This is a genomic window from Scandinavium sp. NPDC088450 (assembly GCF_044900545.1).
Lineage (GTDB): Bacteria > Pseudomonadota > Gammaproteobacteria > Enterobacterales > Enterobacteriaceae > Scandinavium.
On the sequence record NZ_JBJDNI010000018.1, the window covers coordinates 86712 to 101001 of the forward strand.

The window sequence follows — 14290 nt, forward strand, 5'->3', positions numbered from 1 at the left end:
TTAGCTCAGATAGCCCAGTTGCTGAACTTCAGCCTGCAAATGGCGGATAAAATGACTGAGTTTGGGTAACGGGCGCAAATCCTGGCGGTACAGCAGGTGCACGGGGCGCGGCTCTGGTAGCCACGCCTCCATGACCCGAACCAGCCTGCCGCTGGCGAGTTCTTCCGTCAGCAGGATCTCGGGCTGTAGCAGTAATCCCGCGCCTGCCAGCGCCGCCATTTTCAGCCCCAGTCCATCATTACACGCCAGAACCGGATCGCGCCGCCACGGGCTTTCCGTTTCACTTCCCGCCAGCCGCCATTCGTTGCGGGCCGTCCAGACCATATGCGACAAACAGCGGTGCTTAGCGAGATCGTGAGGTCTCTCAGGCGTTCCGTACTGCGCCAGATACGCAGGCGAAGCACACACCGCCATGCGATACCGGCATAACGATTTGGCGACCAGATCGTTATCACGCACGTCACCAATCCGAATCGCCAGGTCAAATCCCTCTTCCAGCAAATTGACCACCCGATTGCTAAGATCGAGCTCCGCGCGCACGTCCGGATACTGCTGCAAAAAAGTCGCGAGAATGGGGGCCACAACGCACGCCCCAAAAGTGGTTGGCGCACTGATACGCAATGTTCCCGAAGGGGCTGAGCGCAGGCGTTCAACAGCCGCGTCTGCCGCTGCCACTTGTTCCAGCACTCGCCGACACTCTTGCTCATACACTCTTCCCGCTTCCGTCAGGCTCTGGCGACGAGTGGTGCGATCCAGCAAACGGGCACCGAGTTCGGCTTCAAGATGGTTGATGTATTTCCCGACCATCACAGCGGAAAGCTCAAGGCTTGCGGCGGCCTCCGTGAAGCTTCCCCGCTCCACCACCGCCACAAAAATTTCCATACTGCGTAGCTTGTCCATATTCCTAACCACCCATTAGTAATGTTCTAACCTGAGGACAGTTTATCCCATAAAAAATTAAGTAAAGAATAGCGTTAAACCCCAGTGAGGAGAGTGAGATGAAAATTGTTATCGTAGGCGCAAGCGGCACCGTTGGCCGCGCGGTCGTGGCAGAACTGGAAAAACAAACGCAGCACGAACTCATCCGTGTCGGTCGTCATCACGGAGACCTTCAGGTGGATCTCACTGATGACGCCAGCGTGGACGCCCTGTTTGCCCGCACCGGGAACATCGACGCCATTATCGCGACCACCGGCAACGTCTTTTTCGGGCCATTGAGTGAGATGACAGCAGAGAATTTCAATCAGGGTTTGCAGGACAAGCTTCTGGGCCAGGTGCGGCTCGCCCTGAAAGCCCAGCATGTGTTGAACGATGGCGGTTCAATTACCCTCACCAGCGGCATCATTGCCGATGTGCCCATTGCACAAGGGGGGAATGCCACCGCAGTGAATACCGCCCTGGCCGGTTTCGTGAAGGCAGCGGCTTGTGAATTACCACGCGGGATTCGAATCAATCTGGTGAGCCCAACGCTGTTAACCGAAGCGGAGGAAGCCTACGCCCCGTTCTTCCCTGGATTTGAAAGCGTGCCAGCCGCGCGCGTGGCGCTAGCGTATCGACGCAGTGTGGAAGGGGTGCAAAGCGGGCAGGTGTTTAAGGTCGGTTATTAGTTGAGGAGGGTCGCCTGGGCGACCCTTTTACACATTAATCTCGGGTCTGCACCCAGAACGCGTGAATCAGGCCCGGAATATAACCCAGCAGCGTCAGCACGATATTAATGATAAAGGCCCAACCGAATCCTTTACCCAGTAAAACCCCGAGTGGTGGGATCAGAATGGTAAAGACAACACGCCAGAAACCCATAAAAACTCCATGCAATGAGGCAAATGATAAAAAAGTATTAATACTAAGCATAGCCATTGTCGCCTGAGTCGCCATTTTCCTCTATCGGGTTTACCCTCTTTTACCTTTTACGGATTTTTGCACTACGCTTTATCCGGATAATCACTAAGGAGAAGAAAATGTATTCAGTGGGTGATCTGGTGCAGCCTAAACTCGGCGGACCAAAAATGAAGATTATAGAACTACGCGGCGATGAGATTGTGACCGTTGCGGCCAGTGATGAGGAAGGAAAGAAATACACGCTGAAGGCGACGGAGGTGTCGCACTATCACGAAGATGATGATTTTGGCGTGTGCTAATAAAAACGGTGAGGGCTGAGCCTCACCGTTTCTTCATTAGATCAGAAAATCATTCAGCGATTTTCCTTCCGCCAGTGCTTTCGCAATCGGCTTCGGTGTACGTCCCTGGCCAGTCCAGGTTTTCTGTGCCCCGTCCAGGTCGGTATAACGATATTTCGCCGGACGAGCAGCACGTTTACGGGTGCTAACCACCCCAGCTGATTTGCCAAAAATGTCATCCGGCGAGATGCCATCAGCCTGCATCATTTCGAGCAAGGCATTAATTTTTTCGCGCTTCTCAGCCTGGCTTTCTTGCAGGCTCGCTTCCTCTGCACGTTTTTCTTCAGTCACAACCCTGAATTTTTCCAGCATCTCTTCAAGAACGTCAATGGAGAATTCACGCGACATGGCACGTAATGTACGAATATTATTAAGTTTCTGTAACAGGCTAGACATATATTTTTTAAATTCCTTTGCAACGAACTAAAATGGCATAACGAGAATAAGTGTATTATATCCAGTCTGCCTTTTCCACCCACAAATCAAGAGATATCGCTTCATTTTAATGTTATTTAAAATTGATAGAACAGTGACACCGCACTAAACATTAAATATCCGCATTTGTCATTTTTACTGATTGAATAAATCAATACGCTGCCCACAGACCATAATAACTACAGAAAGAAGATTATTTCTGCCGCGTCAGGCGATTAGCGAGAACATCCCCCCTCACACCTTATGCATAACCAGTCACCTCTACCGCATGATCACCCATTACGGAAAAACAGCCTCAAACACCACAAAATGACAATTACACAGATGTTAATGCTAAAAACGAAATCAGAGAGGATAAGGCTCATACGAAATGTCTTCAGATGGGCGACGGATAAAATCGCTGCACTATCAAAAAACAGTAACACAATGATTTATATGAATAAATAAAACAATCAGCAACAAAAATAGCGTACCATCGGAAAAACGCCTATCGACAGAGTATTTTATTAACAAAAGGCGAGCAAATAAAAATTTTAAGCTAGTTGTTACTTCATAGCCAGATGGATAATCTATACTCGAAAACAGAGCCAACCCAAAGCACTGTCAGAAACGTTCTTTCCCAATGATATTCCCTTTTCCAAGGAGCATACCGATGTTCTCTGCGCAGTCACGCCTGCGTCATGCGGCAGCAGACACTTTCGCCATGGTGGTCTACTGTTCCGTCGTGAACATGTTGATTGAAATTTTTCTCTCCGGTATGAGCTTTGAGCAGTCACTTTCGTCGCGACTGGTGGCTATCCCGGTCAACATAATCATTGCATGGCCCTATGGGTTATATCGCGATTGGGTGATGCAGTATGCTCGCCGACTGAGCCCGGCAAAATGGGTAAAAAACCTGGCCGATGTGCTGGCTTATGTGACGTTTCAGTCGCCGGTGTATGTGGTGATTTTGCTGACTGTGGGCGCCGACTGGCACCAGATTGCTGCTGCGGTCAGTTCGAATATCGTGGTGTCAATGATGATGGGTGCGGTGTACGGCTATTTCCTTGATTACTGCCGTCGTCTGTTTCGCGTCAGCCAGTATGCCTGACGCTCAGCCTGACACGACTGGCCGCGTGCCAGTCGTTCGCTTAGTTCCCTTCGCCAAATAATCCTGTCAGAAAACGCTCAAGGGCAATGCGTGAGCTGAAGCCGTGCGGAATGCCGTAATGCTCCTGCGCATCACCGCCTAAATAAAGCGGAAACTGCTGATAGTGATCGCAGGTTTTGATTTCAGACGCCGGATCTGCCAGCAAATAGCTGCGCTCTTTCAGGCCCGGATGAATGATAAGCGCGGTTCTGCCCATTCTGGCTTCGCGATTCACATAAACATAATTATCGCCACGGCGGTAACCGTAAATTTTCTGCGTCACTTCGTCCATCGTAAAGCCGACTTTTTCAAGAACGCGCGCCACCTCATCAGGTCGTAAATACATATTTTATCCTCGTTGTCCTCAACAGCCACGCCACCTTACAGTATTCAGCAATAGCATCGCTTTCAGAAAAATCCATAAACGGGCGAATAAGGCGTGATTCACTTCAATCTGTCCTAAACTTAATTTCACCGTCACTCAGGGGAGGAACCCATGTTTAACAGACCCAATCGTAACGAAGTGGATGAAGGCGTTCAGGATATTCAGAACGATGTCAGTCAACTGGCCGATTCGCTGGAAGACGTGTTGAAATCCTGGGGCAGCGATGCCAAAGACGAAGCAGATGCCGCGCGACGTAAAGCGCAGTCCCTGCTTCGCGAAACCCGAGCCAGAATGTATGGCCGCACTCGCGTTCAGCAAGCCGCTCGCGATGCGGTAGGTTGCGCGGACAGCTTCGTGCGAGACAAACCCTGGCACAGCGTGGGCGCTGCGGCTGCCGTTGGGATCTTTGTTGGCGCATTATTGAGTTTGCGCCGATAATGACGGTGTCATGCTGATAATAAATACGCGTCTGCCCCGACAGGTTTCTGACCTGCCGGGGCTTTTATTTGCTTGATTGCCGGGCGGCGCTACGCTTGCACCGGCCTACAGGCCGCTTGATAGCTCGATATTTATTTGATGGCCAGTTGAAGCATTTTGGCCTGCTGTTGTGCCATTGCCGGGCTGGAGATATTCGTGAAGCTCATCAGCAATCCATTGGCTCCCTGGCTGTTCATTCGCCAGTCGCTCAGCGCTTGCACCGCAAGCCCGGCCCGGCGGCCACGTACCGCCAGTTCCCGGTCGTCACCCTCCACCGTCATCACCAGTTGAATTCCGCCCTGCTGCGGCACCACCTGAAAACCGTGCGCGGCCAGTGCCTGCTCCAGCCATTGGCGACGCTGTGCATAGTGCTGACGCATTTTCTTAAGATGCCGCCAGAAATGCCCTTCATGGATAAAATCGGCCAACGTTTGTTGCCAGAGCAGCGGCACCCCGCAGGCGGCATACGAGGCCTGCTGCCGAAATTGCGCCACCAGCGGCGCGGGAACCACCAGCCAGGCACAGCGCAGCGCCGGGAACAGCGATTTGCTAAACGTTCCGGCGTAAATCACGCGCTGTGGCGCATCCAGACTTTTGATGGGTGGGAGCGGTTTGCCCTGATAGCGAAATTCACTGTCGTAATCATCCTCAATGATCCACGCTTGCCGATGAGCCGCCCAGTCTAATAATTGGTGGCGACGAGGCAGGGAGAGCGCCACGCCCAATGGGCTTTGGTGTGCTGGCGTGAGCAAGGCAAAACGAGCATCAGGCGCAAGCCGTATCCCCTCTTCAATCTGCATACCGTCATCGTCCACCGGCACAGGACAAAACTCCAGCCGCTGGCTGCTGATCAACGGGCGAATCAAGGGAAAGCCGGGATCTTCCAGCCAGATTTGATCACCGGGGTTGCTGAGTGTTTGCAGGATAAGCGTCATCGAAGCCGCGTAGCCCGTGGTCACAAAAACCTGCTCAGGCATGCAATCAATGCTGCGGGAAAAACGCAGATACTCCACGATGGCGTTGCGTAGGTTCATTTCACCGCACACATCGCCGAGCGCAAGATCAAAACGCGTTTGCGTCCTTAAGCGGCGGCCCATCACCCGCGCCCAGATAGCCCGAGGAAAAAGATCTAAGGCGGGCAAGCCCATCTGGAAGGGCTGCGGCTCTGGCTGTTCGCCGCCAAACCACGTCGGTTCTGGCGCGGTTGGCCCACGAACGACACCGGCGCTGACGAAAGTGCCCTTCTGCCCCTGGCGCTCCAGCCAGCCCTGCGCGACAAGCTCACCGTAAGCAGATTCCACGGTCGCCCGCGACACGCCAAGTTCCTGGGCATACACCCGGCTGGCGGGCAGCCGTTTGCCGGGGAGCAACTCGCCTTGTTCAATGGCTGCTTTAAGCTGACGCGCAATACTCTGATAGCGTGGCCCTGCGGAGTGTGAATTCATGGTCTGGTTTTTTACTCAAAAGATGGCTCTCTACACCAGACCATTATAGTGACAGACTGTGCTCATCGAAAAGAGGAGACCTGCCATGACAACATTACGCCAACCCTACTATGAACTGAGCCCTGAAGTGTATGCCGCCCTGGGCCAGGCGAAAAAAGCGCTGGAACACAGCGAACTGGATTTGTCCGTTATCGAACTGGTGTATCTGCGGATTTCACAAATCAACGGCTGCGCCTTCTGCCTGGAAATGCACAGCAAAGCGCTGCGTAAACGCGGTGTGGAACAGGTGAAACTGGACGCGCTGGCAGGCTGGAGAGTGAGTCATCACTTCTCCGATCGCGAACGTGCTGCGCTGGCCTGGGCGGAAGATTTGACGGACATTGCCCGCAACCGCGCGGAAGATGAAGTCTATCAACCTTTGCTGGCTTACTTCAGCGCCAGAGAGATAAGCGACCTGACGTTTGCCATTAGCCTGATGAACGCCTTTAACCGCCTCGCCGTCAGTATGCGCATGTAATTACGGCCAAAACCCCTCGCCCTCGCTACGCTCGTTAGCGGGGGCAAATCAAGATAAAATATCTATATATTGTATGGTTGATGTTTTTCTTAACTACATCTAGTATTCCCTTTAGAGATGACTGACCCAAACCGACGCTGATTTTTGCGCCGCTTTTCATTTTAAACGGAAATACGAATCATGCGCATTACTATTTACACTCGAAATGACTGCGTTCAGTGCCATGCCACCAAACGGGCAATGGAGTCCCGCGGGTTTGACTTTGAGATGATCAATATCGACCACCATCCTGATGCCGCAGACACTCTGCGTGCGCAAGGCTTTCGTTCTCTGCCAGTGGTAATTGCTGGCGACGTTAGCTGGTCTGGTTTTCGTCCGGACATGATCAACCGCCTGCGCCCTGAGGCCATTGCGGCACGAGCATGAATCCCCTCGTCTATTTCTCCAGCAGCTCCGAAAACACGCTGCGCTTTATCGAGCGGCTGGGGCTGCCTGCCGTGCGTATTCCGCTCAATGAACGGGAACGCATTCAGGTAGACGAACCCTATATTTTGGTGGTGCCCAGCTACGGCGGAGGCGGCACGGCAGGCGCGGTGCCTCGCCAGGTGATCCGCTTTTTAAATGACCCGCACAATCGCGCCCTGATACGCGGCGTGATTGCCTCGGGCAACCGAAATTTCGGCGAAGCTTTTGGCCGCGCCGGAGATGTCATCGCGCAGAAATGCAGCGTGCCTTACCTCTACAGGTTTGAACTGATGGGCACCCAAAGCGATATCGACAATGTGCGAAAAGGAGTGAGCGAATTTTGGCAACGACAACCGCAGAACGTGTGATCCACAGCGCCCCGGACTACCATGCGCTCAATGCGATGCTGAATCTGTACGATAAAGACGGCCGCATTCAGTTTGAGAAAGATGCCGAAGCCGTGAGCGCTTTTATGGCCGCCTACGTGCGCCCTAACTCACGCACCTTCGCCAATCAGGACGCGCGCCTGGACTGGCTGGTGGCAGAAGGCTATTACGACGAACGCGTTCTGGCACGCTTCAACCGTGCGTTTATTGCCGATCTCTTTGCCCACGCTCACGCCAGCCAGTTTCAGTTCAAAACGTTTCTCGGGGCCTGGAAGTTTTACACCAGCTACACCCTGAAAACGTTCGACGGCAAACAGTTCCTCGAACACTTTGAAGACCGCGTGGTGATGGTGGCGTTGACGCTGGCACAGGGCAATGAATCCCTCGCGCGTCAGCTCACTGACGAAATGCTCTCTGGCCGCTTCCAGCCTGCCACGCCAACCTTCCTCAACTGCGGCAAACAACAGCGGGGTGAATTAGTCTCCTGCTTCCTGCTGCGCATTGAAGACAATATGGAGTCGATTGGCCGCTCGGTAAATTCGGCGTTGCAGCTCTCCAAACGCGGCGGCGGCGTCGCCTTTTTGCTTTCAAACCTGCGCGAAGCGGGTGCGCCCATTAAGCGTATCGAAAACCAGTCTTCCGGGGTGATCCCGGTGATGAAGATGCTGGAAGATGCTTTCTCCTATGCGAACCAGCTTGGGGCTCGTCAGGGTGCAGGCGCGGTGTATCTGCATGCCCATCACCCGGACATCCTGCGTTTTCTGGATACCAAACGTGAAAACGCCGACGAAAAAATTCGCATCAAAACGCTGTCGCTTGGCGTGGTGATCCCGGATGTCACCTTCCGCCTGGCGAAAGAAAATGCGCAGATGGCGCTGTTTTCCCCGTATGACGTTGAGCGCCTGTACGGCAAACCGTTTGGTGATATTGCGGTGAGCGAAATATATGACCGGTTAGTCGCAGACGAACGCGTGCGAAAAACCTGGATCAACGCTCGTGATTTCTTCCAGCGGCTTGCCGAAATTCAGTTCGAATCCGGCTATCCGTACATCATGTTTGAAGATACGGTCAACCGCGCGAACCCGATTGCCGGGCGCATCAATATGAGCAACCTGTGTTCCGAAATTTTGCAGGTCAACAGCGCCTCAACCTTTGATGAGAACCTGGATTACGCCGCCACCGGACACGACATCTCCTGCAATTTAGGCTCGCTGAACATTGCTCACACGATGGATTCACCGGACTTCGGCCGCACGGTTGAAACCGCGATCCGTGGCCTGTCGGCCGTATCGGAGATGAGCCACATTCGCTCGGTACCGTCTGTTGAAGCGGGAAATGCTGCGTCACACGCTATTGGACTTGGGCAGATGAATCTTCACGGTTATCTGGCTCGTGAGGGAATTGCCTACGGCAGCGAAGAAGGGCTGGATTTCACCAACTTCTATTTTTACACCATCACCTGGCATGCGCTGCACACTTCAATGCAGATGGCGCGCGAACGGCACCAGCGTTTTGCCGGGTTTGAGCAGTCTCGTTATGCCAGCGGCGAGTATTTCCGCCAGTATCTGGAGCAGGAGTGGCAGCCGAAAACGGAACGTGTCCGCACGCTATTTGCACAAGCTGGCATCACGCTGCCCACACGCGAAATGTGGCAGCAGCTGCGGGATGACGTCATGCGTTACGGCATCTATAACCAGAATTTGCAGGCCGTACCGCCGACCGGGTCGATATCCTATATCAACCATGCGACCTCAAGTATTCACCCGATTGTCTCGAAAATTGAGATTCGCAAGGAAGGGAAAACCGGGCGCGTCTATTACCCGGCCCCGTTTATGACCAACGACAACCTGGCGCTGTATCAGGACGCCTATGAGATTGGGCCTGAAAAAATCATCGACACCTATGCCGAAGCGACAAAGCACGTCGATCAGGGCTTGTCGCTGACGCTGTTTTTCCCGGACACCGCCACCACTCGCGATATCAACAAAGCCCAGATTTACGCGTGGAAGAAAGGCATTAAGACGCTGTACTACATCCGCCTGCGCCAGCTGGCGCTCGAGGGTACAGAAATTGAAGGCTGCGTGTCGTGCGCATTGTAAGGAGAAAAGGATGAAGCGTTTATCACCGGTCAGCGCCATCAACTGGAACACCCTCCAGGACGACAAAGATCTGGAAGTCTGGAACCGCTTAACCAGCAATTTCTGGCTGCCGGAGAAAGTGCCGCTGTCGAACGATATTCCGGCCTGGCAGTCATTAAGCCCGGAGGAACAACAGCTGACGATCCGCGTCTTCACCGGGTTAACGCTGCTCGACACCATCCAGAATACGGTTGGCGCACCGGCGTTAATGCCAGATTCGCTTACGCCGCATGAAGAAGCAGTGATGTCGAACATCAGTTTTATGGAAGCTGTCCATGCGCGCTCCTATAGCTCCATTTTTTCAACACTTTGCCAGACTAAAGACGTGGATGCGGCCTACGTCTGGAGTGAAGAGAACGGGCCGTTGCAGCGCAAAGCACAGTTGATGCTGGAACACTATGCAGCAGATGCGCCGTTGAAGAAGAAAATCGCCAGCGTGTTCCTGGAATCGTTCCTCTTCTATTCCGGTTTCTGGCTGCCCATGTACTGGTCCAGTCGCGGCAAACTGACCAATACCGCAGATCTGATTCGCCTGATTATCCGCGATGAAGCCGTTCACGGTTACTACATTGGCTATAAATTCCAGAAAGGGCTGGAGCTGGTGAGCCCGAGCGAACGCGAAGCACTGAAAAATTTCGCCCTCGATCTGCTGATGGATCTCTACGACAACGAACTGGCCTATACCGAGGCGCTGTATGCGGGAACGGGCTGGGAAGACGATGTCAAAGCATTCCTGTGTTACAACGCCAATAAGGCGCTGATGAACCTTGGGTTTGAAGCGCTGTTCCCGCCAGAGATGGCAGACGTGAACCCGGCAATTCTTGCGGCGCTGTCGCCAAACGCCGATGAAAACCATGATTTCTTCTCAGGCTCGGGCTCCTCGTACGTGATGGGGAAGGCAGTCGAGACAGAAGACGAAGACTGGAGTTTTTGACGGTAATATCGGGAGGAAATATATCCATATTTTCCTCCCGGATATTTACCTCAACACCGTTAAAAGACCCGCAAATATCGCTTTCAGCACTTTGACCTAATTTCCCGCCTGATATCGCCTGAACTTTCCAGAATCCGCCCAAAATTCTCTGCATTGACAAAAAATATCGTCCAGATTTCATTTCCCCTCAGCCCTTATATCATGGGGGCATCGCGCCACCAGGGCACCAGAAAGACAGGAATCAGTGGGAAATTGAGGGTTGTCTCAGAATCTGAGTATGTTAGGGTATGGCCAGTCAATTATTTTCATCAGGTAACATATCGACATAATTAAATAATGGGAATCCGTTTATTGCATGGCAATTAAATTAGAAATTAAAAATCTTTATAAAATATTTGGCGAACATCCACAGCGCGCATTCAAATATATCGAAAAGGGTCTCAACAAAGAGCAGATCCTGGAAAAAACAGGTTTATCTCTTGGCGTTATTGACGCCAGTCTGGCCATTGAAGAAGGCGAGATTTTTGTCATCATGGGGTTATCCGGTTCCGGTAAATCCACCCTGGTACGCCTTCTCAATCGCCTGATTGAACCCACTCGCGGGCAGGTACTGATCGACGGTATCGATATCGCCAAAATATCCGACGCCGAGCTGCGTGAAGTACGCCGTAAGAAAATTGCGATGGTCTTCCAGTCCTTTGCGCTGATGCCTCATATGAACGTGCTGGACAATACGGCGTTCGGTATGGAATTAGCCGGTATTGCGCCGCAGGAACGTCAGGAAAAAGCCCTCGATGCCCTGCGTCAGGTCGGTCTGGATAATTACGCTCACGCCTGGCCGGATGAATTATCTGGCGGGATGCGCCAGCGCGTTGGCCTGGCCCGTGCATTAGCCATCAACCCTGACATCTTATTAATGGACGAAGCCTTCTCTGCGCTCGATCCCTTAATTCGTACCGAGATGCAGGATGAACTGGTGAAATTACAGGCTAAACATCAACGCACCATTGTCTTTATTTCCCACGATCTTGATGAAGCCATGCGCATCGGCGATCGCATTGCCATTATGCAAAATGGCGAAGTGGTTCAGGTCGGTACACCGGATGAAATTCTGAATAATCCGGCCAATGACTACGTGCGGACTTTCTTCCGTGGCGTGGATATTAGCCAGGTCTTTAGCGCAAAAGATATCGCCCGCCGTACGCCGAAAGGCCTGCTGCGTAAAGCGCCGGGCTTTGGCCCTCGTTCTGCCATCAAACTGCTGCAGGATGAAGACCGTGAATATGGCTATGTCATTGAACGCGGGAATAAATTTGTTGGCATTGTCTCTATCGATTCCCTGAAAGCCGCGCTGGCGGAAGGCCAGAGCATTGACGCTGCGCTGCTTGAAACACCGCTGGCGGTTGATGCTCAGACTTCACTGAGCGAAATGCTTTCTCATGTCGGTCAGGCGCCTTGTGCGGTGCCGGTGGTCGACGAGAACCAGCAGTATGTGGGCATCATTTCCAAAAGTGTGCTGCTGCAGGCTTTAGATCGAGAGGGAACAAACAATGGCTGATCAATCCAATCCGTGGGCAACCACACCGGCAGCAGACAGCGCTGCACAATCGGCTGACGCATGGGGAACGCCTGCGCCAGCGCCAACAGAGGGCAGTGGTGCTGACTGGCTGCACAGCGCACCCGCGCCACAGGCTGAACATTTCAACATTATGGACCCGTTCCATAAAACGCTGATCCCCCTCGATAACTGGGTGACCCACGGTATCGACTGGATCGTCAGCAACTTCCGTCCGGTTTTTCAGGGCATCCGTATGCCAGTGGACTACATCCTTGGCGGTTTTCAGCACCTGCTGACCGGCATGCCTGCGCCGATGGCCATTGCGCTGTTCGCGCTGATAGCCTGGCAGATTGGTGGCACGGGAATGGGCGTTGCCACGCTGATTTCACTGATTCTGATCGGGGCTATCGGAGCCTGGACACAGGCGATGATCACCCTGGCGCTGGTGCTGACCGCGCTGTTCTTCTGCGTGGTTATCGGCCTACCGCTGGGAATTTGGCTGGCGCGCAGTCCTCGGGCATCGAAGATTGTTCGCCCGCTGCTGGATGCAATGCAGACCACACCGGCGTTCGTGTATCTGGTGCCTATCGTTATGCTGTTCGGCATCGGTAACGTGCCGGGCGTGGTGGTGACGATTATCTTCGCCCTGCCACCGATAGTGCGTCTGACAATCCTTGGCATTAACCAGGTGCCGGCGGACTTGATTGAAGCTTCGCGCTCATTCGGTGCCAGCCCACGCCAGATGCTGTTCAAAGTCCAGCTCCCGCTGGCGATGCCGACCATTATGGCCGGGGTGAACCAGACGCTGATGCTGGCGCTGTCGATGGTGGTTATCGCCTCGATGATCGCCGTAGGCGGTCTGGGTCAAATGGTCCTGCGCGGTATTGGCCGTCTCGACATGGGCCTGGCGAGCGTCGGCGGTGTGGGAATTGTCATCCTGGCAATCATTCTTGACCGTCTGACACAGGCCGTCGGCCGCGATTCACGCAGCCGTGGCAACCGCCGCTGGTACACCACCGGGCCACTTGGGCTGATCCTTCGTCCTTTCACCAAATAATCCCTCGATTGCCCGGTGGCGCTACGCTTACCGGGCCTACAACTTATAAAAGGAACAACGATGCGACATCGCGTAATGTTTGCCACAGCGTTTGCCACGCTTGTCTCCACCAGCACTTTTGCCGCCGACCTGCCGGGTAAAGGCATTACCGTGCAACCGGTGCAGAGCACCATTTCTGAAGAAACCTTCCAGACGCTGCTGGTCAGCCGCGCACTGGAAAAACTTGGCTACACGGTGAACGCACCGAGCGAAGTCGATTACAACGTGGGTTACACCTCCATTGCCTCTGGCGATGCCACATTTACCGCCGTCAACTGGCAGCCATTGCATGACGACATGTACAAGGCCGCGGGCGGCGACAAGAAATTTTACCGTGAAGGCGTGTACGTAACAGGTGCAGCACAGGGTTATCTGATCGACAAAAAAACCGCCGATCAGTACCACATCACCAATATCGCCCAGCTCAAAGACCCGAAGATTGCCAAACTCTTTGACAGCAACGGCGACGGTAAAGCCGACATGATGGGTTGCTCACCGGGCTGGGGTTGTGAAGCGGTGATTAATCACCAGAACAAAGCGTTCGACCTGGCGAAAACCGTTGACGTTAGCCACGGCAACTACTCCGCAATGATGGCGGACACTATCGCCCGTTATAAAGAAGGCAAACCGGTTATCTATTACACCTGGACGCCTTACTGGGTCAGCGATGTGCTCAAGCCAGGGAAAGATGTGGTGTGGCTGCAGGTGCCGTTCTCCTCCATGCCGGGTGAGCAGAAAGACATCGACACCAAACTGCCAAACGGCGCTAACTACGGTTTCCCGGTGAACACCATGCACATTGTGGCCAACCTTGCCTGGGCTGAGAAAAACCCGGCGGCCGCGAAGCTGTTCTCGCTGATGAAACTGCCGCTGGCAGATATCAACGCCCAAAACGCCATGATGCACGAAGGTCATTCGTCAGAAGCGGATATCCAGGGCCACGTTGATGGTTGGATCAAAGGCCACCAGCAGCAGTTTGACGGCTGGGTAAAAGAAGCGCTGGCTGCGCAGAAATAATCTGTGCCAGCCCCTCTCCCTAACCCTCTCCCACGTGGCTGAGGTATCCCCACAAAAGTGAAAAGCACGATGAAGTGTGATCTACTGGTTGCGCTAACAAAACAGAAGAGACCTCATCGTGCCTTTACAGA

17 protein-coding genes are annotated in these 14290 nt (G+C 53.5%); 12 read left to right on the forward strand and 5 right to left on the reverse strand.

Features of this window, described 5'->3' with window-relative positions:
* Entirely contained in the window at window positions 1-900 is a 900-nt protein-coding gene (locus ACI2I2_RS16210; RefSeq protein WP_404658810.1) for a LysR substrate-binding domain-containing protein, read from the reverse strand.
* A gap of 98 nt (window positions 901-998) precedes the next feature.
* Between ACI2I2_RS16210 and ACI2I2_RS16215 the strand changes: the two genes are divergently transcribed.
* Complete coding sequence (locus tag ACI2I2_RS16215; RefSeq protein ID WP_404658811.1) at window positions 999-1607, forward strand: short chain dehydrogenase; 609 nt, start codon at window positions 999-1001, stop codon at window positions 1605-1607.
* A gap of 34 nt (window positions 1608-1641) precedes the next feature.
* Here the strand turns inward: ACI2I2_RS16215 and ACI2I2_RS16220 are convergent, their stop codons facing one another.
* Window positions 1642-1800, reverse strand: coding sequence for a YqaE/Pmp3 family membrane protein (locus tag ACI2I2_RS16220; protein WP_404658812.1), 159 nt, complete (start codon window positions 1798-1800; stop codon window positions 1642-1644).
* Between the two features lie 158 nt (window positions 1801-1958).
* Here ACI2I2_RS16220 and ACI2I2_RS16225 point away from each other — a divergent pair, with 158 nt between their 5' ends.
* Window positions 1959-2138 (forward strand): hypothetical protein, encoded by a 180-nt coding sequence (locus tag ACI2I2_RS16225; protein ID WP_404658813.1) that lies wholly within the window; start codon window positions 1959-1961, stop codon window positions 2136-2138.
* 36 nt (window positions 2139-2174) lie between these two features.
* On the opposite strand, the gene stpA is transcribed toward ACI2I2_RS16225, so the two are convergent.
* Window positions 2175-2573 (reverse strand): DNA-binding protein StpA, encoded by a 399-nt coding sequence (gene stpA / locus ACI2I2_RS16230; RefSeq protein WP_404658814.1) that lies wholly within the window; start codon window positions 2571-2573, stop codon window positions 2175-2177.
* 691 nt (window positions 2574-3264) lie between these two features.
* Here stpA and alaE point away from each other — a divergent pair.
* Window positions 3265-3702: an L-alanine exporter AlaE gene (alaE, locus tag ACI2I2_RS16235; RefSeq protein ID WP_404658815.1), complete on the forward strand. Its 438-nt coding sequence runs from the start codon at window positions 3265-3267 to the stop codon at window positions 3700-3702.
* 40 nt (window positions 3703-3742) lie between these two features.
* Here alaE and ACI2I2_RS16240 read toward each other — a convergent pair whose 3' ends face one another.
* The gene (locus ACI2I2_RS16240; protein WP_404658816.1) at window positions 3743-4087 is read right to left on the reverse strand and encodes a DUF2002 family protein; all 345 of its coding nucleotides are present in this window, start codon (window positions 4085-4087) and stop codon (window positions 3743-3745) included.
* Between the two features lie 150 nt (window positions 4088-4237).
* Here ACI2I2_RS16240 and ACI2I2_RS16245 point away from each other — a divergent pair, with 150 nt between their 5' ends.
* On the forward strand, window positions 4238-4564 hold the full coding sequence (locus ACI2I2_RS16245; protein WP_404658817.1) for a DUF883 domain-containing protein: 327 nt from the start codon (window positions 4238-4240) through the stop codon (window positions 4562-4564).
* A 131-nt stretch (window positions 4565-4695) separates the two neighbouring features.
* On the opposite strand, the gene ACI2I2_RS16250 is transcribed toward ACI2I2_RS16245, so the two are convergent.
* Window positions 4696-6048 carry a PLP-dependent aminotransferase family protein gene (locus tag ACI2I2_RS16250; RefSeq protein WP_404658818.1) on the reverse strand — a complete coding sequence of 451 codons (1353 nt, stop codon included), beginning with the start codon at window positions 6046-6048 and terminating at the stop codon, window positions 4696-4698.
* An 85-nt stretch (window positions 6049-6133) separates the two neighbouring features.
* Here ACI2I2_RS16250 and ACI2I2_RS16255 point away from each other — a divergent pair, with 85 nt between their 5' ends.
* The 8 genes from ACI2I2_RS16255 (at window position 6134) to proX (ending at window position 14159) form a co-directional block, all read left to right on the forward strand.
* On the forward strand, window positions 6134-6565 hold the full coding sequence (locus tag ACI2I2_RS16255) for a carboxymuconolactone decarboxylase family protein (protein WP_404658819.1): 432 nt from the start codon (window positions 6134-6136) through the stop codon (window positions 6563-6565).
* Window positions 6566-6745: 180 nt separating this feature from the next.
* Entirely contained in the window at window positions 6746-6991 is a 246-nt protein-coding gene (nrdH, locus tag ACI2I2_RS16260) for a glutaredoxin-like protein NrdH (protein ID WP_404658820.1), read from the forward strand.
* Window positions 6988-7398: a class Ib ribonucleoside-diphosphate reductase assembly flavoprotein NrdI gene (nrdI, locus tag ACI2I2_RS16265; protein WP_404658821.1), complete on the forward strand. Its 411-nt coding sequence runs from the start codon at window positions 6988-6990 to the stop codon at window positions 7396-7398. Before nrdH ends, nrdI begins: the two co-directional genes overlap by 4 nt.
* Window positions 7371-9515, forward strand: a complete 2145-nt coding sequence (gene nrdE, locus ACI2I2_RS16270; protein WP_404658822.1) for a class 1b ribonucleoside-diphosphate reductase subunit alpha — start codon at window positions 7371-7373, stop codon at window positions 9513-9515. Before nrdI ends, nrdE begins: the two co-directional genes overlap by 28 nt.
* A 10-nt stretch (window positions 9516-9525) precedes the next feature.
* A complete protein-coding gene (gene nrdF / locus ACI2I2_RS16275) occupies window positions 9526-10488 on the forward strand; it encodes a class 1b ribonucleoside-diphosphate reductase subunit beta (RefSeq protein WP_404658823.1) in 963 nt (320 codons plus the stop codon).
* 355 nt (window positions 10489-10843) lie between these two features.
* Window positions 10844-12046: a glycine betaine/L-proline ABC transporter ATP-binding protein ProV gene (gene proV / locus ACI2I2_RS16280; RefSeq protein WP_404658824.1), complete on the forward strand. Its 1203-nt coding sequence runs from the start codon at window positions 10844-10846 to the stop codon at window positions 12044-12046.
* Complete coding sequence (gene proW, locus ACI2I2_RS16285; protein WP_404658825.1) at window positions 12039-13103, forward strand: glycine betaine/L-proline ABC transporter permease ProW; 1065 nt, start codon at window positions 12039-12041, stop codon at window positions 13101-13103. The genes proV and proW overlap by 8 nt, the downstream gene beginning before the upstream one ends.
* Before the next feature lie 60 nt (window positions 13104-13163).
* Window positions 13164-14159 (forward strand): glycine betaine/L-proline ABC transporter substrate-binding protein ProX, encoded by a 996-nt coding sequence (gene proX / locus ACI2I2_RS16290; RefSeq protein ID WP_404658826.1) that lies wholly within the window; start codon window positions 13164-13166, stop codon window positions 14157-14159.
* Window positions 14160-14290: the final 131 nt, after the last annotated feature.